Source organism: Afipia birgiae 34632, from assembly GCF_000308295.2.
GTDB classification, from domain to species: domain Bacteria; phylum Pseudomonadota; class Alphaproteobacteria; order Rhizobiales; family Xanthobacteraceae; genus Afipia; species Afipia birgiae.
Genome location: NZ_HG326652.1, coordinates 1,519,091 through 1,539,332, shown reverse-complemented (window position 1 = coordinate 1,539,332; position 20,242 = coordinate 1,519,091). Strand labels below are relative to the sequence as shown.

Annotated in this window: 20 protein-coding genes and 1 pseudogene; 8 read left to right on the top strand and 13 right to left on the bottom strand. The window is 64.9% G+C overall.

The genetic code is table 11. The features are described from left to right. Both BN32_RS07425 and BN32_RS07420 read right to left on the bottom strand, forming a co-directional pair. Positions 1–544, bottom strand: a 544-nt coding sequence (locus BN32_RS07425) for an ArdC family protein (protein ID WP_040425552.1), incomplete at its 3' end; no start/stop codon positions are given. A 144-nt stretch (positions 545–688) separates the two neighbouring features. Beyond that, on the bottom strand, positions 689–1,090 hold the full coding sequence (locus BN32_RS07420) for a MerR family transcriptional regulator (RefSeq protein ID WP_019197508.1): 402 nt from the start codon (positions 1,088–1,090) through the stop codon (positions 689–691). 141 nt (positions 1,091–1,231) lie between these two features. Here BN32_RS07420 and merC point away from each other — a divergent pair, with 141 nt between their 5' ends. The 7 genes from merC to BN32_RS07390 are packed head-to-tail and all read left to right on the top strand — an operon-like array spanning position 1,232 to position 6,179. Then, positions 1,232–1,657: an organomercurial transporter MerC gene (gene merC, locus BN32_RS07415; protein WP_051488491.1), complete on the top strand. Its 426-nt coding sequence runs from the start codon at positions 1,232–1,234 to the stop codon at positions 1,655–1,657. Between the two features lie 34 nt (positions 1,658–1,691). Next, a complete protein-coding gene (gene merT, locus BN32_RS07410) occupies positions 1,692–2,042 on the top strand; it encodes a mercuric ion transporter MerT (protein WP_040426108.1) in 351 nt (116 codons plus the stop codon). Positions 2,043–2,054: 12 nt separating this feature from the next. Beyond that, entirely contained in the window at positions 2,055–2,333 is a 279-nt protein-coding gene (merP, locus tag BN32_RS07405; protein WP_019197505.1) for a mercury resistance system periplasmic binding protein MerP, read from the top strand. Between the two features lie 9 nt (positions 2,334–2,342). Next, a complete protein-coding gene (locus BN32_RS28205) occupies positions 2,343–2,909 on the top strand; it encodes an FAD-dependent oxidoreductase (protein ID WP_430641895.1) in 567 nt (188 codons plus the stop codon). Then, positions 2,800–4,032: a mercury(II) reductase gene (gene merA / locus BN32_RS07400; RefSeq protein WP_430641912.1), complete on the top strand. Its 1,233-nt coding sequence runs from the start codon at positions 2,800–2,802 to the stop codon at positions 4,030–4,032. The genes BN32_RS28205 and merA overlap by 110 nt, the downstream gene beginning before the upstream one ends. Before the next feature lie 36 nt (positions 4,033–4,068). After that, positions 4,069–4,836, top strand: coding sequence for an alkylmercury lyase family protein (locus BN32_RS07395; RefSeq protein ID WP_244438105.1), 768 nt, complete (start codon positions 4,069–4,071; stop codon positions 4,834–4,836). After that, complete coding sequence (locus tag BN32_RS07390) at positions 4,833–6,179, top strand: dihydrolipoyl dehydrogenase family protein (protein WP_040425551.1); 1,347 nt, start codon at positions 4,833–4,835, stop codon at positions 6,177–6,179. Before BN32_RS07395 ends, BN32_RS07390 begins: the two co-directional genes overlap by 4 nt. Before the next feature lie 301 nt (positions 6,180–6,480). Here the strand turns inward: BN32_RS07390 and BN32_RS28200 are convergent. From BN32_RS28200 to qatA, 11 genes and pseudogenes are all read right to left on the bottom strand, one after another. Further along, positions 6,481–6,810, bottom strand: a pseudogene (locus BN32_RS28200) (hypothetical protein); the annotation flags it as partial. 150 nt (positions 6,811–6,960) lie between these two features. Next, a complete protein-coding gene (locus tag BN32_RS07380; protein WP_202962515.1) occupies positions 6,961–7,692 on the bottom strand; it encodes a hypothetical protein in 732 nt (243 codons plus the stop codon). Between the two features lie 222 nt (positions 7,693–7,914). Next, positions 7,915–8,985: a hypothetical protein gene (locus tag BN32_RS07375; protein ID WP_019197498.1), complete on the bottom strand. Its 1,071-nt coding sequence runs from the start codon at positions 8,983–8,985 to the stop codon at positions 7,915–7,917. A 46-nt stretch (positions 8,986–9,031) separates the two neighbouring features. Then, on the bottom strand, positions 9,032–11,659 hold the full coding sequence (locus BN32_RS07370; protein WP_244438104.1) for an AAA family ATPase: 2,628 nt from the start codon (positions 11,657–11,659) through the stop codon (positions 9,032–9,034). Between the two features lie 70 nt (positions 11,660–11,729). Beyond that, positions 11,730–12,854, bottom strand: a complete 1,125-nt coding sequence (locus BN32_RS07365; protein ID WP_019197496.1) for a hypothetical protein — start codon at positions 12,852–12,854, stop codon at positions 11,730–11,732. Further along, positions 12,851–14,098: a type II toxin-antitoxin system HipA family toxin gene (locus BN32_RS07360; RefSeq protein WP_019197495.1), complete on the bottom strand. Its 1,248-nt coding sequence runs from the start codon at positions 14,096–14,098 to the stop codon at positions 12,851–12,853. Before BN32_RS07360 ends, BN32_RS07365 begins: the two co-directional genes overlap by 4 nt. Next, positions 14,091–14,426: a helix-turn-helix domain-containing protein gene (locus BN32_RS07355; protein ID WP_040425550.1), complete on the bottom strand. Its 336-nt coding sequence runs from the start codon at positions 14,424–14,426 to the stop codon at positions 14,091–14,093. The genes BN32_RS07360 and BN32_RS07355 overlap by 8 nt, the downstream gene beginning before the upstream one ends. 76 nt (positions 14,427–14,502) lie before the next feature. Further along, entirely contained in the window at positions 14,503–15,258 is a 756-nt protein-coding gene (gene qatD, locus BN32_RS07350) for a Qat anti-phage system TatD family nuclease QatD (protein WP_019197493.1), read from the bottom strand. Beyond that, a complete protein-coding gene (qatC, locus tag BN32_RS07345) occupies positions 15,255–16,625 on the bottom strand; it encodes a Qat anti-phage system QueC-like protein QatC (protein ID WP_019197492.1) in 1,371 nt (456 codons plus the stop codon). The genes qatD and qatC overlap by 4 nt, the downstream gene beginning before the upstream one ends. Further along, positions 16,622–17,518 (bottom strand): Qat anti-phage system associated protein QatB, encoded by an 897-nt coding sequence (gene qatB, locus BN32_RS27605; protein ID WP_040425549.1) that lies wholly within the window; start codon positions 17,516–17,518, stop codon positions 16,622–16,624. Before qatB ends, qatC begins: the two co-directional genes overlap by 4 nt. Further along, a complete protein-coding gene (gene qatA, locus BN32_RS07335; RefSeq protein ID WP_019197490.1) occupies positions 17,518–19,470 on the bottom strand; it encodes a Qat anti-phage system ATPase QatA in 1,953 nt (650 codons plus the stop codon). Before qatA ends, qatB begins: the two co-directional genes overlap by 1 nt. Before the next feature lie 294 nt (positions 19,471–19,764). On the opposite strand from qatA, the gene BN32_RS27110 reads away from it, so the two are divergent. Beyond that, the coding region (locus BN32_RS27110) for a hypothetical protein (protein WP_202962514.1) at positions 19,765–20,242 on the top strand (478 nt) is incomplete at its 3' end.

The window sequence follows — 20,242 nt, the reverse complement described above, 5'->3', positions numbered from 1 at the left end:
CGCCGATGCGGAAATCGATGCCCGTCGCGCGGATCAGCACCTCGACTTGCGGCTCGATCAGGCCCGGCGGCGGTGGCGGGGCTACGACCGCGATGTCATCCGGCAAGTTCTCGCACTGCGCGGAATTGAAGACCGTGAAGCGCTTCAGGAACGGAATCGCCTGGGCCTCGTCGCCGGTCTCGCGGGCGCGCCGCTTTTCGTCGTCCGGCACGAAGCGGTCGGCATAGACGACGGTGGTGCCGCGTTCGCCCTTGCGGACATTGCCGCCCAGCGCCAGCGCCTGGCGGAAGGTGAGCCAGCTCTGGCCGGGGAAGCCGTGCTCGACGACGGCGCCCCAGAGGATCAGCACATTGATCCCGGAATAATGCCGGCCGGTGGCGGCGTTCCTCGGCATGGCCAGCGGCGCCTTCGCCGCGGCCGTCCCCCAGGGCTGGACCCAGGGAATGCGTCCGTCCTCCAGCTCGGCGATGATCTTGTCGGTGATTTCGTCATAGAGGCTCGCCCGGTCCTGGCCGGCGCGAGCGGATGCGGTCTTTCTGGACATCGCGGATCTCCGCGACGGGCGCCGGGAGCCTCTCTCCCAGCCCTCAACCCGTCACGGCAAAGCCGGTCCGCACTCTCACTCTAGGGGGCGTTGCGGGGCAGGCTGTGCTAAAAGCCGCCGCGGCAACGACAGGATCGTCGCAGCTCAGGCGGCGCGGAGCGCCTCGATCAGCGGACAGCCTGGATCCTGCCCGGCGTCGCACGCTCGCACCGAGTCAGCCAGCACCCGCTCCATCCGCTTGAGATCGGCGATCCGGGCGCGGACATCCTTCAGGTGCGCGGCGGCCAGATCGCGCACCTCGGCGCAGGTGGCGCCTCCGCCGGCCGCCAGACCGAGCAGGGCGCGCACCTCGTCCAGGGTGAAGCCGAGTTCGCGCGCGCGGCGCACGAAGCCGAGACGGGCGACCTCATCGGCGCCATAGCTGCGGTAGCGGCCTCGCCGGGCCGGCGTGGGCATGAGGCCGATCCGCTCGTAGTAGCGGATCGTCTCGATGTTGCAGCCCGTGCGCCGGGACAGTTCGCCAATCTGGATCGCGGAATCCGCCATGCTGCTCTGCGCCTCTCGTTTTTGGGCTTGAGTCTGTAGTCACTACAGATCGTATAACGATTCTCAGACCTCATGGGCAAGCTGCGGTCATGATTGCAGCGTCGCTCTGACGGTTCCACCGAAGTTGCCGAGGCCATTCCGATGCCCATCCAGAATCCCCTCACACGCGCGGCCGACAAGGCGGGCATCATCGGCTCGATTGTCACTGCCATGGGGTGCGCGGCGTGCTTCCCGGCTCTTGCGAGTCTTGGCGCTGCGATGGGTCTTGGTTTTCTGAGCCAGTACGAAGGCGTCTTCATTCGTTACCTGCTGCCGCTGTTCGCTGTGATCTCCCTCATCGCCAACACGATCGGCGGGCTTCGCCATCGCCAGTGGGCACGAATGGCATTGAGCGTCATTGGGCCGATGTTGGTGCTTGCGGCGGCTTTGCTCATGGCCACCCGCGGTTGGCCGACGGCGTGGATCCTCTATCCCGGACTGAGCCTGATGGTGGTCGTCGCGATCTGGGATCTTGCTGCGCCGTCTTGCAATTCTCCCGCCCCACCCCGCGAAGGGGCTGTTCCTTAACGTTATGGCGCGGTTGATCGGAAGGAGAGTCGACTTGTCAGAACCCAAAACCGGCCGCGGCGCGTTGGCGCTTGGAGGGTTAGCCGCCATTCTGGCCTCGACCTGTTGCCTCGGCCCGCTCATCTTGGTCGCCCTCGGATTCAGCGGCGCCTGGATCGGTAACCTGACCGTGCTGGAACTGTACCGTCCGTTGTTCATCGGCGCGGCGCTGGTCGCCATGGTCTTCGCCTACCGCCGAATCTTCCGCCCGGCTGGCGCCTGCGAGCCCGGCGAAGTCTGCGCCGTGCCCAAAGTCAGGACCACCTACAAGGTCATCTTCTGGGCGGTCGCAGCGCTCGTCCTTGTCGCGCTGGCGTTCCCCTACGTCCTGCCCCTGTTCTACTGAAAGGAAGTCCCCATGAAGAAGCTCGTATCCCTGATCGCCCTGATGGGCGCACTCAGCTCGCCCGCGTGGGCCGCGACGAAGACGGTCACCCTGGCGGTGCCGGGCATGACCTGCGCGGCCTGCCCGATCACCGTCAAGACGGCGCTTGCCAAGGTCGACGGCGTCGAGAGAACCGACGTCAGTTTCGAAAAGCGCGAGGCCGTCGTCACCTATGATGACGCCAAGACCACGGTCGCGGCCCTGACCAAAGCGACGGCGGGCGCGGGCTACCCGTCCACCGTGAAGCGCTGAGGAGCCCCCATGCCCGCCGCGATCGCCCTGCACATTGACGGAATGACCTGCGATTCATGCGCCACGCACGTGAGAGAGGCGCTTGAGCGCGTCGCAGGCGTGCGCTCGGCCGCCGTCTCCTATCCGACGGCGCGGGCGGAGATCGCGGCCGACGCGGGGGTGAGCTGCGAAGCCCTTGCGGCCACGGTCGCGACGCTCGGCTATCGCGCCTCGGTCGCCGACGCGGGCGCGGCGCCCCCGAGTGTCCCCGACAAGGCGCTGGGCTCCCTGGCGGGCGGCGGGCAACGCGTTGCCGGCGGCGTCCCGCTGCACATCGCCGTCATCGGCAGCGGCGGCGCGGCGATGGCGGCGGCGCTGAAGGCGGTCGAGCAGGGCGCCAAGGTCACCCTTGTCGAGCGCGGCGTCATCGGCGGAACCTGCGTCAACGTCGGCTGCGTGCCGTCTAAGATCATGATCCGCGCGGCGCATATCGCCCATCTGCGCCGCGAAAGCCCCGTTCGACGACGGGATCGGCGCCTGCACGCCCGCGATTCTGCGCGAGCGGCTGCTGGCCCAGCAGCAGGCGCGCGTCGATGAGCTGCGGCAGGCGAAATACGAGACCATCCTGGCCGACACCCCGTCCATCACCGTGTTGCGCGGCGAGGCCCGCTTCGGGGATGCTCACAGCGTGCTCGTGCGCCAGGCCGACGGGGTCGAGCAGCATGTGACCTTCGACCGCTGCCTGATCGCCACCGGCGCCAGCCCGGCCGAGCCGCCCATTCCGGGGTTGTCGGATACGCCGTACTGGACCTCCACGGAGGCCCTTGAGAGCGAGACCCTCCCGTCGCGCCTAGCCGTGATCGGCTCGTCGGTCGTCGCCGTCGAACTGGCCCAGGCCTTCGCCCGGCTCGGCAGCAAGGTGACGATCCTGGCGCGCCGCACCCTGTTCTTCCGTGAGGACCCGGCCGTCGGCGAGGCGGTCACGGCCGCCTTCCGCGCCAAGGGCATCGAGGTGCTGGAGCACACCCAGGCGGGCAAAGTCGCCTACGCCGACGGCGAGTTCGTCCTCGCCACCGGCCAGGGCGAACTGCGCGTCGACAAGCTGCTCGTCGCGACGGGCCGGGCGCCCAACACCCGAGCGCTCGCCCTGGAGGCGGCCGGCGTCGCCGTCGACGCGCAGGGCGGCGTCGTGGTCGACGCGACCATGCGCAGCAGCACGCCACACATCTACGCCGCCGGCGACTGCACCGACCAGCCGCAGTTCGTCTATGTCGCGGCAGCGGCCGGAACCCGGGCGGCGATCAACATGACCGGCGGCGAGGCCACTCTGGACCTGGCCACGATGCCGGCGGTCGTGTTCAGCGATCCGCAGGTCGCCACGGTTGGGCTCAGCGAGGCTGAGGCCCACCGCGCCGGGATCGAGACCGACAGCCGGCTCCTGACCTTGGACAACGTCCCGCGCGCGCTCGCCAACTTCGACACCCGCGGCTTCATCAAGCTGGTTGCGGAAGCCGGTAGCGGCCGGCTCATCGGCGTCCAGGCGGTGACGCCGGAGGCGGGCGAGATCATCCAGACGGCGGCGCTCGCCATTCGGGCGCGTATGACCGTCGGCGAGCTGGGCAACCAGCTGTTTCCCTACCTGACAATGGTGGAAGGCCTGAAGCTCGCGGCCCAGACCTTCTCCAAGAATGTGGAGCAGCTCTCCTGCTGCGCCGGTTGAAGATTCACTTTGGACGGCGAACGGAGCACACGCCTGATGATGACTCCTACCTCACACGCTGAAACCGCCGAACGGCCCGCCGTCGAGTTTCCAGGCGGCGTGATCATCCCAGACTGGGGAGCGGTCACGACGCCACAGGCCCAAAACGCGCTGAGGGCCGTCGTCGAGGCCTTCATCAGCCCCAAGTGGGATGGGCTAGATGAGACCGAGAGCCGAATCCACGGCATCGTCCTGAGCGGCTACGCCCTGAGCGGGCACGCTCCAGAGATCGCGGATGTCGCCGCAGCGGCCGGGCTCGCCATCGATGAGGCCGACAGCGTGCTGCAGCGCCTGACCGGACGCGATCTCCTCATTATCGACGCTGCCGGCCAGATAAGCGGCGCCTATCCGTTCACCGATGGTCCGACCGAAAATCACGTGGAGGCCGGCGGTTTCGCGGTGGGCGCCATGTGCGCCATCGACGCGCTTGGCGTCGGGGCGATGCTGGAGCGCGATATCACCGTCCGCTCGGCGTGCCGTCAGTGCGCGCGTCCGCTCGCCATCCACACGCGGAGCCACGGCCGCGAACTGGAACAGGTCGAGCCCTCGGGGATCGTTGTCTGGTCCGGCCATCGCTACGCTGCCGGCTGTGCGGCGTCTTCGCTCTGCACCTTGCAGGCGTTCTTCTGCGATGACGCTCACCTGGAGACCTGGCGCGCGAACAACCCGGCCGCCAGCCAGGATGGGGTCCGCTTGAGCCTTACCGATGCCCTGGAGGTTGGCCTCGCGATTTTCGCGCCGATGCGGATGGAGTGGCCGTCATGATTTCCTACGACCTGATCGTCATCGGCAGCGGTACGGCGGCCCAGGTTGCCGTTGCGAAGGTCCGCGCCGCGGGCTGGTCCGTCGCCGTGATCGATCACCGGCCGTTCGGCGGCACCTGCGCCTTGCGCGGCTGCGATCCCAAGAAGATGCTGGTGAGCGGCGAAGAAGCCATCGACGCGGCCAGGCGCATGGCTGGGCATGGCGTCGAAGGCGCCCTGGCCATCGATTGGCCGGCTCTGATGGCGTTCAAGCGGACCTTCACCGATCCGATCCCCGCCAAACAGGAGCACCGATACGCCGAGCTAGGGGTAGACGCCTTCCAAGGGCTCGCCCACTTCGTGGGCCCGGACACAATCGAGGTGGACGGCCGGACCTTGCAGGCCCGCCATGTCCTGATCGCCACCGGCGCACGCCCGGTCCCGCTGGGCATCCCAGGCGAGGAGCAGGTCAGCACTAGCGACGACTTCCTGGAGCTTGACAGCCTCCCACGACGCATCGTGCTGATCGGTGGCGGCTACGTCGCCGCGGAGTTCTCGCACCTGGCGGCGCGCGCCGGCGCTGAGGTCACCATCCTGCAGCGCGCGCCGCGGCTTCTGCCGCAGTTCGATCCCGACCTGGTCGGATGGCTCATGCCGCGCTTCTATGAACTCGGTATCGCCGTCGAGACCGGCGCCACGGTCACCCGCGTCGAGCGGGGCCAGGGCGGCCTGCTCGTCCATGCCAGCCGTCCGGGCGCACCGGACCTCAGCGTCGCGGCTGATCTCGTGGTGCATGCCGCCGGGCGCGGTCCCGACCTAGAAACCCTGGACCTGGCCGCCGGCGAGGTGGCGGTGCAGGACGGACGCCTGCAGCTCGACGACCACCTGCGGAGTCTCTCCAACCCACGGGTCTTTGCCGCCGGCGACGCTGCGGGGGGTGGGCCGCCCCTGACGCCGGTCTCCAGCCATGACGCCAAGGTGGTGGCCGCCAATCTGCTGGATGGCGCTTCGCACCGGCCGGACTATCGCGGCGTGCCGAGCGTGGTCTTCACCGTGCCGCCGATCACCGCTGTCGGCCTCTCGGAGGCGGAGGCCCGTCGCCGCGGGCTGGTGTTCCGCATCAACGCCGCCTCGACGCCGGACTGGTTCACCGCCCGCCGGCTGGCCGAGCGAGTCTACGGTCACAAGGTGCTGATCGAGGAGCACAGTGACTTGGTCCTCGGCGCGCATCTGGTGGGGCCGGGCGCCGACGAGGTGATCAACCTCTTCGGGTTGGCGATCCGCCACGGCCTGACCGCCGCCGACCTTCGCTCCACCATGTTCGCCTATCCAACGGGCGCATCGGACGTGGGTTACATGCTGTAGCGCTCGCCGGTGCTTTCGACCGAAGGTGCGCGGCGAGGTGGAATAATGTCAGTGTAAGGACGTAAGACTATCGCTACATCTGTCCGAGAGGCGCGTACACTACTAGAATCTACACCTGATTAAGGCTTGCCCTGAGGTGTTCGTGAGCTTCATCGAAGGAACAGAACGCGGTCAGGTCAGCCTGCTTCCGCCTTGCCTCGACGATTATGTCGCCCCGGACGCACTCGTGCGCATCGTCGATATGGCCGTTGCCGTCAAGGAAGGGGTGAATCTTCCCGAACCAGCAGAAGGTATAGGTCAAGGCGACCAGCCTGCCGAAGTCGTCTGCGTTGGTGTCTGCAAGCAAATCTCGAGAGTTCTTCAGCAACTCGGTCATGCGCGGCGCCACTTCGCCGGGCAAGCAGAATTCATAGTCTTTGCCCGGCTCGAGTTGGCTCCCGGCAGAAATTCTCCGGTCGAAGAGCGCGGTGCCGGGCGTGCCGCGATAGGTGCCTGCATATTCGGGGTGATCGGACGGCGCGAAAGGCGCAAACAATTCCCGATGCAGGTCGAGCGGATCGGCTAAGATAGCCTTTCGCCGATGGGGATCTGCAACGATCTCGGCCGATAGCTGTCCACAGCGCGCGGACATGGCGGCATCATAGTCTTTCGCCGTATGCGCTTGCCATCGTGGCGGGTGCTTCGTCATTGTTCGGTTCTCTCCGGCTTCTGTCCCGCGCTTTAGATGAGGAAGGGTTGGCGTGGACCGGGCCATTCGTCGGTTTCCATCTGGAGCGCGAGATCAGCGCTGGCGATGCGCCGCAGGCTTGATGCGGCGATGAATTGCACTCCCAAAGCGAGCCTGACGACCTGCAGCCGCTTCAATCCGGCCGGCTTGTATCGGCTTTCGACATAAGGCGGCAGGGCGCCGACGGACGGCCTGAACGCGCGGGTCATCGCGGTGCGCGCGCGCGTCCGCCATACGGCGGGAAAGCGTCGGCAGATTGTGACCGTCCTTGCCCTTTCTGAAGGAATCCGGGTCGACACCATCCCGGACAAGGGCTGCCTTCATCGAGAGTTCGGCCACCATGCAGATCGGCTGAATCACAGAGTCATGGCTGAACGTCGTCGGGAGGGTGTTCGCCACGTCTTCGAGATTGGACCGCGCCATGCGCCAGAGCGTGACCGCCGCCGGATTCCCCTGTTCGACTTCATTCAAGCCATTGGTGAGGTCGTGGAGATCGGCAATCGCGAGGGCAACTTCGCCCGCGATTGTCCGATCCTGCCTGCACCATTTCCACCATTCCTCGGCGCTAGAGAACCCTGCTACCTGCCAGGGCTGGAGCGACACCTGGCCGAACACGACCGGGAAGGTGAGCTTGCGGACCTGATCGACGGACGCGGCGAAACCGATCCCAGCACCTGGCCAGCTCGTACTGACCTCGGGCATCATGGCGGCATAGGCGTCCATGATCTGGTTGATTTCGGGGGGTCCGCTAACGCCTATGACGAAGTTAGAACCAAGAAGCTCCATTGCGGCGCGGAATGGCCGCTGATGGACGTGGATATCTTCCTCCGCGTATTTCAGATCGAGCCGGCGAAGATCCTCCAACGTCCATGCGGTCATGTGCGATTTTCCTTCCTTGCGGATTTCAGGTTTTCCAGATCTTCGGAAAACCGATTTTGAGACGGTGCGAGGGTCGACAGGGTTTCGACTGCCGCACAGCACCAGCGCAACCGCGGTTCCACCTCTTCTTCATTCGTAGGGCAGTTCCCCGAATAGCCCGATCATGAGATCACCGTCGTAGAGCGAGAACGGAATCTCGGCATAGTGGTCGCGATGGCGCGGCAAGGCGCTACCGTCGTTCGGGCCGTTCTTGGTGTGGCCCCGGACGTGCTCTCCATTTTCCTTGATGTAGGGCAGTACAACGAGGCGGCCGTGATTGGTGGAGAGGATCGTCCCTTCCTTCCAGATTGTCGCGCCTTCGGACTCGCGCGTCGACGATGTCTCCTTGACCTGCCAGCCGATACCGCCGTCCGGCTCGTACCAGAAGACGATGCCATTTGAGACGAGCACACGTTCGCCCCGCGCAAGAGCTTCGGCGAGCATCCGCTGAACGCTCGCGAGTTGGAGCAATTGATTGGCGCGGGGCAGAAGGATCTGTCGGATCTTGGCCTTTGCCTTTCCCCAATGGGTGCTGGCGCTCAGATCGAATCCATTGGCGATCTTTGCGCGTTCTGCGGTCTGCGCGGCCTTCTCGCCGGCGTGATAGGGCTTCGACCAAACGCCATCCGGGCCCAGGTACAGGAGTGCGTGGGTCCATCGGTTGTTTGAACGACCGACCTTGGCCAATCTCAGATACGGCATTTCGGCCAGTTGTTCGGCGAGATCCTGACGATAGCGCTCGGAGTCCGGCGCGAGCTTTAGGGCGGTGGCGTCCGGCCGTTCGTCATCGGCGTGACGGCGCAAGGCTTCCGCGAGCATCAGCGCTTCTTCGTCTTGCAGACGCTGTTTTGCCTGCAGGGCCTTGTCGATCTTGAGTTCGAGCGATCGCTTGACGATGGGGTCCAAGGAGCGCGCGGAAAGCGCCTGCAGCAAGGTTGGATTGAGCGCGTTGGCGGCCGCGATGGCAGCTTCGCGATCGGGATAATGGTCGGCAAAGACCGTGTCGTTATCCCCCGGCACCATGCGCTCCCGCCAAATCGGCGCGAGTTCGCCCTTGTCGATGAGCTCCTGCATGAACCAGCGCTCGAACAGGGGACGGTAGTGGGGCCAGACGGCTAGGACGATGTCAGACGCCCGTTTCAGCTCGGACCATTTCACCATAAAGGGGCGCCTCCGACGCGAGGCCGCGTGGCCTGAAGCTTCATCATCATGCGGCCTTCTCCTGCCGCGACCGGATATCGGCGATCCACTTTTCTAGCGCGTCAATTTCGGTTTCGATTGCCGATGGCGCGGGCAACCGCGGATTGATCTCACCGGGCTGACTGTGAAGGAGCGCCGAGCAACGCCCGAACGCTTCTCGCATAGCGGTGCAATCGACATCGGTGAGGACTGTGAGCTTGATGAGGCCTGCTGTGTCCACCTTACGGGACAGGCGGCGGATCACCGGCCCGACCACTTCCTCGACGGCGCGCTCCCAGGTCGTGCGGAGTTGGTCCTGGAAGGACGTTACTTCGCGCAGCCATCTCGCCTGATCGCCGCGTTCGTGATGGATTTTCACGTTGGCGAGGTGGGCCTTCATCCCGTCGATCACCTTGTCGAGCGGCATGACATTGGCGGGCGGGTCTTGATGGCAATAGCCGGCATTTTCCGGGCCACGGCTGATCAGGCGGTACGCGACCGGTGTCGCTTCCCGGTCCTTCGTCGCCCGGCACGCTTCATCGAGAAGAAGCAAGAACGCCATATCGTGGGTGAAAACGATCACCTGGCGTGTCTGGCCGGCCTCGGCCAATCGAGCGGCGACCCTGTCGCGATGCAAATGGTCGAGCGAGGAGACGGGATCGTCGAACACGATCGCTGACTGCGCATCGATGGTCGACAGCTCGGCGAGAAAGGCGGCCAGCGCGACGCAACGATGCTCGCCTTCGCTGAGGACCTTGCCGACCGGCTCGTTCGGTTTGTTGATCAGCCGGACCTGGAAGAAGGGGACGCCGGCGGTGGTCTTGGCCTGCTGAAGCTCGATGGCGAGACCCGCGACGCCGAGCTTGTCCACCTCGATCGCGAACCTTCCGCGCAGGCGGTTGGTGACGAGCGCTTGGGCGATACGCGCACTCTGGGTCGTGATCTTGTTCGTGGCTGTGTCCTTGTTGGCTTTCTCGATCGCCTCGACGGCCTTGAGGCGCTCGATCTGGGCAAGCACATCGGCTTTCACCAGGCCGACCCATTTGCGGTCCGCAAGGCCGTCGCGCTCGGCGATGAGCGCGGCGCGCTGCGGGGAGCTGGCCTCCGACTGCAAGCCTTCGATACGCGTAGCGATACCGCTGAGGGCCATGCGTAGTGGATCGAGCGAGATGGTGGCTGGGGGCGGAAGATCGGGCAGAGTCGCGAGGGTATGGGTTCGCAGAATGGCGCGCAGCCGCCAAGCCAGGTGCAGGATCCCGCGGCGAAGGGTGCCTGCGACCTCCTCCTGGCCGATATCATCGCGGATCGTCGCGACGATCGCGGCGAGATCCTTCATCGAGATGGCTTGCGATGAGACCTCTTCGAGCTTCTTGTCATACGCGTCCGCGGCTTCCTGTTCACGGCGCTTGCTCTCGTCCTGTACGAAAGCCTCGAACCTGCTGAGCCGCTTCGAGGCTTCCTCGCTGAGCGGCTGCTGGCAGAGGACGCAATGGGCTCCAATCTCGGTCACGGGGAACGGCCGGTCGGGATAGGCGGATGCGCGGGAATAATCCCTGGCTGCCTCCCACAAGGCCTTCCAGACGTCCGAGCCGATGTCGGGCAGCGGTTCATCGGCGAACAGGTTAGCGGAGGCGGCGGCAGCGGCCGAGCGCGCCGTTGCAAGGTGCGTATGGGCGTCGCGGAGCGCTGCCCGGGTTTCGTCCGTGGCGGCGGCGAACAACCGCTCGAGCTGCTCGATCGCCGACTTGATGCGGGCTTCCTGGCTCTGGAGCTGCCGAACCGTGCGCGCAGGATCGCTGGCCAGGTCGGTATTGAGCGTTTGAAGCCGAGTTTCTTCTTCCGCTGTCACGCCCGCGAGCTTCTCGACGGCTTCCTGCTTCGTCTTGCCCGACAGACCGGCGATCAGCTTGCCGACGGGCGTGTCCGGCTTGCATTCGGGCTTCGACAGGATCGCGGGTGTTTGCTCTTGGAGCGCCTTTATCTCGGAAGCCAGTTTGGCCTTCACATCCTGGCATGCCTGCGCGAGACCGGCGAGGATTCGGAGCGGCAGCGGCGTGTAGGCGAGATCGTTGGTGTTCTCGACATGGACATTGGCAGTGCGCGAGTCGAAGACACTGACGGCCGAGAGCATTGGATCGGGGGCGTTCCCCTGGGTCCAGGATGCGCTTCGCTTCTGTCCGCCGATGAAGAAGTCGACGCTGGCGGCTGGGGTGCCGGAGCCGGCCGCATAGATGTTTGGAAGGATCGCGTCGCCCTTCGGCGAGCGCGCCCGGCAGAGTTGCTTCAGGACGCGGGCGTAGCCGGATTTGCCGGCGCCGTTGTCGCCGTAGATGACGGTCAGGCCCGTCTTGCCGAACGAGAGGCGTTCGCCCGGCGCCAGCGCGTTGACATGCGACAGGCTGTGGAGGGCACCGAGGCTGACGACGGCATGGCTGGCCGCTGGGTCCCTGATGTGGCTCGCGTCGAGCGGGACGGCTGTCGCGTCACCCTTGCAAATCGCGAGGAGGGCCGTGATGTCGGCTGCCTCCAACTTGGTCTGGCTACACAGCCGGCGCAGCGCGTCGCGTTGCCAGGCCGGCAGGTCCGCCGACCATTTGAGGATATCGGCGAGCGCCGCCGCCTCATTCGAAAGATCGTTCTCCTGCGCTTCCATCATTCTGCCCCCTGATCGTGCCGCGTCTGGTGTCGGCTCTTTCACCATGGTCCTTATGTTCGGTGGTCACCTGTCAGGTGCCGCCTGTGATGCGTCGCTCCTGACCGAGCGGCACGATCCAGCCGCCGGCGCGGTCAGGCCGAGCAAATTCATCCGGATGCACCGTCTGGGTCAGGCGAGTACGCACAGCCTGCGGCTCTGCGTCGATGGCCGCGCGGATGAGGTCGCGCTCGATCCCGACGAAGACCGGCCGGAGGTTGAGGCGGGCGAGCGCCTCCTGATCGGCCGGCGCGGCGGCGGCGTCAGTGATCGGCCCCGCACGCGTGACGATCCCGCCGATCAGCCCGCCCATGGCGGTTGCCTTCTCCACCTCCCTCACCGGAGCAGCATCCAGCAGCGTCCGAGCGCGGCCGAGGTCGTCCTGGAGCCTTCGCGCGAATGGCTGGTGGGCGATGCGGTAGAGCGCGCCGGCCAGCTCGGCGTGGCCGAGCGGCTTGATCAAATTGGCGATGTGCAGGCGCAGAAGACCGATGAAGAGTGCGTCCTTCTCTTGGGGATCGATAGGCTCGCCTTCATCGATCGGATCACGGACCGAGAGGTGGGCCTCGGTTGGGCCCGCCGCAGCCATGCCCCAGCGCGTTGCGATCGCAATGCGTTTCACCGTGACCTTGCGGCCTTGTGCGGTGATGTTGATCCGTCCGGCTTGCGTCCAGGCGCGGTCCAGCGCTTTTGCCGGGCCTCCGACATCATGACAGCCTTTCGCTTCGGCCACTGTCAGGGACGACAGATCGGCGGCGCAGGCGATCCAATCGGGTAGATCGCCACGCGACAGGCGCGTGACCTTGACTCGCCGGCGGCGATCGAGATCAATCGTTCGGCTGCCGAGATGGGCGAAGATCGAGAGATTGAAATAGCGCTCAAGATAGGCGCGAGCGACGAAGCGTCCGAACAGGCCTGACAGGGCGACTTTGACTTCACGTGCTTGTCCGAGCGGCTCCTTGAAGATGAACGGCGTTCCCGCGCCGGTCGGAGCAAGCAATGCGTCCAGGATCGACCACGCACCGTAGGTCGCGCCGGGCGTCTGCAGCACTTCCCGAATGCCGGCATCCTCGATGTCTGAGACTTCTAAGTCGACGGTGGTGCCGGTGATAGGGCTCGCTGTCGCTGGCTCGAAGCTGTGAAGAAATGTCCTCGTCATAGCGCCAGCGCCCGTTTGAGATCGTCATGCTCGAAGGCGCTGGCCATGCGGTTGATCTCGGCCGGGCGTGCGCCGACCGCCTTGGCTGTATCGCGCCAGGTCGCGGTCACGGTCCCGACTTCTTTGATAATCGCGCGGGCTTGCGGTAGCGTGAGCGCAAAAAACTCCGACGCCGCCTCCAGCAGATCGAGCGAACAGGTGCCCTCGTCGAGATCGATGTTCGTCGTCAGCACCCGCGCCTTGAGATCGGTCGGAACGGGATTGAGGTCGTATGCCGGCGAGAGAGACCAGCCCGCTTTTCCCAGCCACAGGAAACCGTGATTGCGGAGGTGGTCGTCGACATTGGAAATCAGGACATTGAAGACGACACGCCGATAGAGGGCGTGGGCGTCTGTCTTCCCCTGGGCGCCATGTTGAGCAAGGGCATCGACGATCTCCGGATAGCTGCCGCGCTCGCCGTCCTTGGCGCCCATCATCGCCATCGCCGACAGGAACGGGGTGCGGATCGCCCCGTCACGATCGAAGCGTCGCGACAACATGACCGCCTTGCCGGCGACGTCGATCAGCTCGTGCTGAGGGGTGGCGATACCTGCCTGGCCGGCCAGCCGCAGCGCGATCTCTTCCCAGGTCTCCATGCTGTAGTCGTCGGTCTCCTTCGGGAATTTCGCGATGGAGAGGTGACCATGTTGGTCGATGACCGACGCCTTCGGGCGGGCACCGCCGAGGGAGGAGCCTGGGGCAAAGATGAGCTGCAGGTCTTCATCCGTTTCCTCGTCCCGGAGAACCCGTTCGGTGATCTGGAGCAATCGGCCAAGCTCGATCAGGGCAGGAACGCCCGCACGGATCGGCGCTTGGAAAATCTCTTCGCCGACCCAGCGGAATCGGAGTGCGCCAAGCCGGGTCTCATCGGCGACGCCAAGGAGGTAGTCGCTTTCTACAAGCGTGCGAACCGCGCGGCCTTCCCGATCGGCGAGACGGCGTTCGGCGCGCTGCATGAGGCGCCGGCCCCAGGTATCCGGCGCTGAGTCACCGATGGAGCCGAATGTCGCAAGACCGGCAGGAGGGGCGAAGGCGCCACGGGTCAGAGCAAGGGCTGGCTCCAGGGAGAAGCGGTCCGGGTCCTCAAGCCATGCGCCGTCATACTCGAAGAGGATGGTCTCGGTGCCCCGGACGCGATTGCTCCTCGCCAGTCCGACCTGGCGTGTGCGGCCGTCCAAATCGACATGGACCTCGAAGTCAGTCATCGCGGGACGATCCGGTTGGCCGCTTGAGGTGGACATGCTTAGGCAGATCGGCGCTGGCGAGAGCTTGGCCGACGCTGTCGTTGCTGATGTCGGCGACCTGGCTCAGGCCGTCGAGCAGGCCAAGCGCCTGCAGGACGCCGGCATAAATGCCGATGCTGACGTTGGTGTCCCCAGCTTCGACCCTTTGCAATGTCGAGCGAGACGTGAAGGCGCGCTCGGCTACGACCGCCATCGGCAGCCGTCGGCGTCGACGGGCATCATGGATGTCCGCCCCAAGCTTGCGCAGTGCGCGTCGCACCGCAGCTGGAGGGTTGTGTGGAGTGGGCATTTTGGCACCTTCGCACTACAGATCGGCCAGATATGTAGCACGAAGATTACAATTTTCCTAGACCCCTTGAGGGGGATCACCTCAGTAGAGAGCGAAGGTTCGATCTTACCGCCATCGTGACGGCATCGACCGGGATCCTCCGGACGTCGGCGATCGCGGCGACCGTAGTTTTTACGTCAGCGGGCTCGCTGGGACGACCGTCAACCTGAGTGAAGGGGCCGTCTGTCTCAGTCAGTATCCGATCGATGGGCAAGTCGGAGACGAGGGAGCGGCCGCGATCCGAGCGGGTCATCTCGGCATTGACGGAGAAATAGCAGCCGAGCGTCGCCGCACGTCGAGCCTCGCTCTTGCTTCCGGTGAACCAGTGAAGCACGACGGTGCCGCGATCCTGCGGGAGATATTGTTCGATCATCTCGAGCACCGCTGGAGCGCTTCTGACACTGTGGACCGTGAGAATCTTGCCACCGGCTTCTGCGCATCGCTCAAGGACGCTGCGGAACACATGCTTTTGGGTATCTAGCGATTTGTAGAAGCGCGGGCCGGCATCAAGACCGACTTCACCGACGTAACGTGTCTCAGGCAGGTGACGCTCCCATAGCGGCAGTTCGCCGGCGCGCTCCGCGACAAGCTGCGGATGCAGCCCGAGCGCAGCGCGCACGAAGCGGGTATGACGCGTGAGTTCATGATTGCGCGCCCAAGCCTTCGGTGTCGTCGTGACGGTCAGCGTGTAGATCCGAGCGGCTTCTGCCCTTGCGATCGCGGCCTCATGGTCGGGATAGAGGTCGAGATGGCAGTGGAAATCGACACCGACGGCTTGAGCATTCTCGGTCATCCCGGCCGCGTCCTCACACCTGCCAGGAGTGCTCCAACCTCTTCAAGGCCGCGCTGGTACACGCCAGCGAGGGCTGTTTGCCGAGCCGGCGATTCATCGAAGAGCGGCCCCGGCTTGTGGATGAGAATCGGCGCCAGCGCCGGCCGGGCGCGAAGCCGCTCGATCGCAAGCTGGAAAGAGCGAATCTGGACGCCTTCTGATTGGCGTGTGTCGAGCGCGCGGGCGGTGAGGTCATCGACCGTGTAGACGGTGGGATCTGGATCGGGGTGTAGGCCGGCAACGAGTGCTGCCCGTCTGATGAGACAAGGCAGGCAATAGCCGCAATGCTGTGTGCCGAGACCCTGCCAGCGCCCCTTGGTTGGGGACGCGCAGGATAGCGATGAGGGTACGAGCCGACGTAACAACGCGCCGTTGGAGCAGGCCGCGACCATCTCGCCTTTGGTCCTATCCCAATAGGGATTTTCGATCCTGCCGTTCAGGCCGAGCCCATGGAGGGCGTCATTCCAACGGGCGATGTAAAAAGGATGGGTCGTGCGCGTGCTCAGTGCGCCGAGGCGCAATGGATCGAGCGGCACGTTGACGGCGATGAGGCCGTTCTCGGGCACTTTCAAGGTGAACGCCCCCTCGAGTCCGCTTCCAGCGAAGACGCCGAGGGCGAAGAACAGGAACGACCTGCCGCGGGTTGTGTTCTCTCCGCCTGAACCGCGGACGAAACCGTCCGGGTATGCCATCCAGAGGCGCAAGCGATCGAAGGCGCGGCCTCGATAGTGGGTCTTCAATGTGTCGAAGATGGTGGACTGCGCATCGCTGGTCGCACCTTCGCCGGCGTGACTGATGAGAAGCGGTGTACGGCCATTCTCGAGGGCATCGATTGCGCCGATGAGACTGTCGAGGCCGCCCGAGAAGAGCGCGAGATCGTCGAAGGGAGGACCGATGAGCCGAGCAGGGCGTGCGGGAGCGACCCTGACGAAACGGCGCGGTCGGGCGCGAAACGCGATCGACCAGCGGTCGCCGGTGAGAAAGTTCAGCATCCGGACGAAGGTCGGCGCGACGGCTGTCCATCGATCAGGATCGGAAACCGGGACGATCAGCCGGATTTCGCGGGTCCAGCCATCCTGCGATTCACTCGCCCGCGAAATGCGCGTGTCAGCAGCGTGGACGTGGGCGGCCAGGACCAGGATATCCACGCCGATCTCTGAAGGATGAACGCCAAGCCGCGACAGATCGCCGATTGCGCGGCCGATCCCGTGATCGAGTGTTCGCTCGCCGACAACCAGGTCGAGGCGGGTTTCGACCTCCCCATCGCCAAGTGGAAAGCGGCTGCGGTCGCCGGGGCCGTATCGGCCTATGATGACGTGTCTCCTCATGCGCCTTCCGCCTCCGCATCGCCCATGATCTGCAAGATCCCGAACGCTTGCTGGTAGATGCGCCCGACGAACTGGAGTACGCGATCGGGCGTCAGCGCGGCAGCCGCGGCGCGGGCGACCGTGAGCGCATCAGCCACCCCGCGCCGAATGAAGTCGTTCAATTGCGCCTGCACGCGCGCGGCTTCGCGGCTATCCGACGGCAGGGTGATCGTCTTCGCGCCAATGTCGTTGCAGAGCCGTGCTTCGATCGCGTTGGTCGCATACAGCTCGAACACAGTCTGCATCTGATCGGCGGTGAGGCCATCGAGGTCGGTAATGCCTGCACCGGCGAGGTCTGTGATGGTTTCGATGAACGCTTCGCGTGCGATGCCTTCGTCGATCGAACCGCCGTCAGGACACACATAGTCCGCCAAACCGAGAAAGATTTCTTCGATCGGGCGGCCTGCGAGAGCGCCGAGGTTGAGCGCGCGAAGCGCTTCAGTCGCGCCGCGCGCAACGGCGTCCGACAGGAAGCCAAGCAAGCGGCTGCCTGCGCCGCGCGCCGATCCCATCCTTGCGGCCGCCGTGCGCGCCCCACCTGCCGATGAGCCCACATAGTGCGACACGGCTCGGCCGAGACTCTTGCGGTCGCTGCCGCCCGAACCAGCGAAACGCGAGAAGTTATTGCGAGCGGCCGAGAAGCGCGCGGGATCGGCTACCGGCGGTATGGGCGGGCGGGCCGGCGGCGCCGGAGGAGCGGCTGGTGGGGCACCGTCTGCTGGCGGATCGTTTGGTGGTCCACCATCGGGAGGAGCTCCGTCTGGAGCGGCAGGCGGTGCGCCGTCATCGCCTAGCCAGCTTGGAACGAGGGGCGTCCCGCCGCCTTGGCCGCCGAATGCACTGGAGGTGCCCATCAGCGGACTCCCTGGCGGGTGCGAAGAACACCCATGGCCGCCGCCTTGAGCATCGCGCCACCTTCTTTGCCCCAGGTCTGAAGAAGGCGGTCGAAGCGTTGGGTCGCATCGCCGTCCTTGAGAACACCTTCCCAGCCGCCGCAGACCCATGGACCGAGACGATCTCGCGGGAGCGCTTCGAGGAAATCGACGAGATTGGCCTGCAGGGTCGGATGAGCCTTGACGAGAACCGCCAAACCCGCCGCGCCAGGCGGCTCAGTGTCAAAGCTGTCCCCACCGACGATGCGGCCGCGCACGGCTTCGAAGATCTGCGCGGCTTCAGGCGTGGCCAGGCGCCTGAGATCGGCTTCGAGGCCCTGCACCGCGAATTTCCCGCCGAAGAGCTGTTCGACCACGGTAGCGAGATGGCCGAGCACTGAGGCGGCGCCGAAATAATCCTTCCTGTCCTTTGCGACGAAGAGGTAGGGGCGAAGATCCTCGCCACCAATCGCAGTTGGCACCGCCGCCCAGGCTTTGATCGCAGGCGACGATAGCCATTCGCTCAAGAGTGCGCTCTCGGTCGATTTCACGGCGTCGTCGCCTTTGGCAGCGGCCTTCTCCGGCTTGGCCGCAGTTTTCGCGTCATCCTTGGCGGTCGCCGCCGCTTCGAGTGCTGATAGGTCCGGGCATTTGCCATTTGCTGCAGCCGCGGCGGCCGCGGCGATCTGATCGAAGAGGCGGGGCAGGAACCGCTCAGCGAGCATGAGTTTTGCGAGCACCGGCAGCTTAACGTCATCTCCAAACCCTCTCGCTTCGGCGGTCCGCTGCCGCAAGACGAGCGTGTTGAGGAATCGCTTGATCTGACGCGGATTGCCCTTGGTTCCGCTGGCGAGGATCGGTCCGATCTGATCGCTGAGCGCCAACGCATTGTTGGCGCGCGAAGCCTTGCTCCCGAGAGCGGTTCTGACGGTGACAGCATCGAGCGCACCCGAGGTCCACGGGCGCTTAAGCCGTTCACGAGCGACCTTGATCAAGGCGTTGAACGCCTCGTCGTTGTCGCCGAGTTCGGCGCCGACGAGGAGGAGCGTCACATAGATCCGCGTTTCCGTGTCGCCCAGCGCAGGGATGCGGAAGGGCACCTGGATGAGCTTCTCAAGGTAGTTCCGGGCATATGTCTGCGGACCAGTGGTGTCTGGCAGATAGGGGAAGTGTTTGCGCACCGCATATTCGATCATCGCCTCGTCGGCGGCAACGACGAAGGCGGTGCGGGACGTGAAGACGAAGAGGCGGACGGCCTCCAAGGTCTCGATCGCGGTATCGGGCAAGCAGCGATCGAGGTCATCGATCAGGACGACGAGTTGCTCGACACCCGCCTTGTCGAGGAGATCGTCGAAGGCCTTCCGGAATGCGTTGATCTCCTCGGGAACGTTGGTCGAGTCGCCTTCGCCCTTCGGCTTCAACAGGCCTTTCACGCCTTCGACTGCGGCTTCGAGATTATCCTTGGTGGCGAGCTTTGCCGGATTGGCGAGGAAGCCTTCCAAGGTGCCGACGATGGTCTGAATCTGATCGGGCGTCGGAATTCCGGTAAAAGCGGTGAAGGCGAGCCCACCAGCCTTCTTTGCCACCTTGAGCCAGTCGATCCGGCGAAAGACATCCTTGACCGTTTCGCCCGCCGCGGTGAGAGCGGGTCGCTTTTCGATGAGCCCTGTGACGATGCCCTCGATAAGCGCAATTTTAGCGTCTTCGAATCCCTGAAAACGCCAACCATTGAACTTGAGGCACAGGACCTTCGCTTCCCCCTCGAAGCCGGCCTCGATCATCTCCAGCACACTAGACTTGCCGGCGCCCCAATCGCCATGGACACCAACAGTCACTGGTTGATCGGGCCGGTCGCGCAAGAGTTTGATGATGGTTGCCGCGATCGCCTCGTTGTTGAGAAGGTCGACCTTCGTCTCGTTGTCCGTCAGGATCACTGCTTGCCCCCCACAAGTTCAGCAGCCGAAGGAGCCCCGTTCTGGCGGCGGCGCTCCGCAACAGCAGTTCGCCTGCCTTCTTCGTGCTACGGATCTTGGGATTGTGTAGCATGAAGCTTACAATCTTGCTAGATTGAGAGTCGTCATATGAATTCTATGACGATCCGGGGGCACATCATTCGTCGGATCTCAGCGCTATGAGTTGTTGGCAGCCCGCGGCGGGATTGGCGCGCGCTTCCGCACATGGATGAACTCGAGGCGGGGATGATGGAGACCGAGGGCTGGTAGGTTATGATGTCGTTTCGTGAAGCCCAGGCGGTTGAAGACCTGGCGGACCTTCTCTACGATTTTCTCCCCGGAAGCGGAAACAACAGGACCGCGTTTCCGCTTGCCGCTGCGCATGCTGGTGTTGGCGATTTGTGGGTCGCAGGCAGCAAGCGGCCCGCGATCGTGCAGCTCTTGACCGCGACGCTCGAACAGCGCCGGTCGTGTTTCACCAAGCTCATCGTGGCGATCGTCCGGCAGGCGATGACCTATCGGCGCGGCAAGCGAAATGCGCTTAGCCGCGAAGAAATTGATCGACTGAACAGCCTCCTTCCCGGTGTGCAATTTAAGATTCCGGAGTTGCTCGATCCGGGCTTCCTCAAGAGCTTCGGCTCACCGAAGGCAGAGGAGCCTGCACCACAGGCGACGGCAACGCTGACTGCGGCGAAAGCGCAGGAACTCGCAACGCTGCTCATCGAGATCACCAAGCTAGATCCGCACACACGTG

Bases quoted from the DNA above. Each gene is read 5' to 3' on its own strand.
- BN32_RS07420 (WP_019197508.1), bottom strand. From the start codon at position 1,090: ATGGCGGATTCCGCGATCCAGATTGGCGAACTGTCCCGGCGCACGGGC.
- merC (WP_051488491.1), top strand. From the start codon at position 1,232: ATGCCCATCCAGAATCCCCTCACACGCGCGGCCGACAAGGCGGGCATC.
- merP (WP_019197505.1), top strand. From the start codon at position 2,055: ATGAAGAAGCTCGTATCCCTGATCGCCCTGATGGGCGCACTCAGCTCG.
- BN32_RS28205 (WP_430641895.1), top strand. From the start codon at position 2,343: ATGCCCGCCGCGATCGCCCTGCACATTGACGGAATGACCTGCGATTCA.
- BN32_RS07395 (WP_244438105.1), top strand. From the start codon at position 4,069: ATGATGACTCCTACCTCACACGCTGAAACCGCCGAACGGCCCGCCGTC.
- BN32_RS07390 (WP_040425551.1), top strand. From the start codon at position 4,833: ATGATTTCCTACGACCTGATCGTCATCGGCAGCGGTACGGCGGCCCAG.
- BN32_RS07380 (WP_202962515.1), bottom strand. From the start codon at position 7,692: ATGGAGCTTCTTGGTTCTAACTTCGTCATAGGCGTTAGCGGACCCCCC.
- BN32_RS07375 (WP_019197498.1), bottom strand. From the start codon at position 8,985: ATGGTGAAATGGTCCGAGCTGAAACGGGCGTCTGACATCGTCCTAGCC.
- BN32_RS07370 (WP_244438104.1), bottom strand. From the start codon at position 11,659: ATGATGGAAGCGCAGGAGAACGATCTTTCGAATGAGGCGGCGGCGCTC.
- BN32_RS07365 (WP_019197496.1), bottom strand. From the start codon at position 12,854: ATGACGAGGACATTTCTTCACAGCTTCGAGCCAGCGACAGCGAGCCCT.
- BN32_RS07360 (WP_019197495.1), bottom strand. From the start codon at position 14,098: ATGACTGACTTCGAGGTCCATGTCGATTTGGACGGCCGCACACGCCAG.
- BN32_RS07355 (WP_040425550.1), bottom strand. From the start codon at position 14,426: ATGCCCACTCCACACAACCCTCCAGCTGCGGTGCGACGCGCACTGCGC.
- qatD (WP_019197493.1), bottom strand. From the start codon at position 15,258: ATGACCGAGAATGCTCAAGCCGTCGGTGTCGATTTCCACTGCCATCTC.
- qatC (WP_019197492.1), bottom strand. From the start codon at position 16,625: ATGAGGAGACACGTCATCATAGGCCGATACGGCCCCGGCGACCGCAGC.
- qatB (WP_040425549.1), bottom strand. From the start codon at position 17,518: ATGGGCACCTCCAGTGCATTCGGCGGCCAAGGCGGCGGGACGCCCCTC.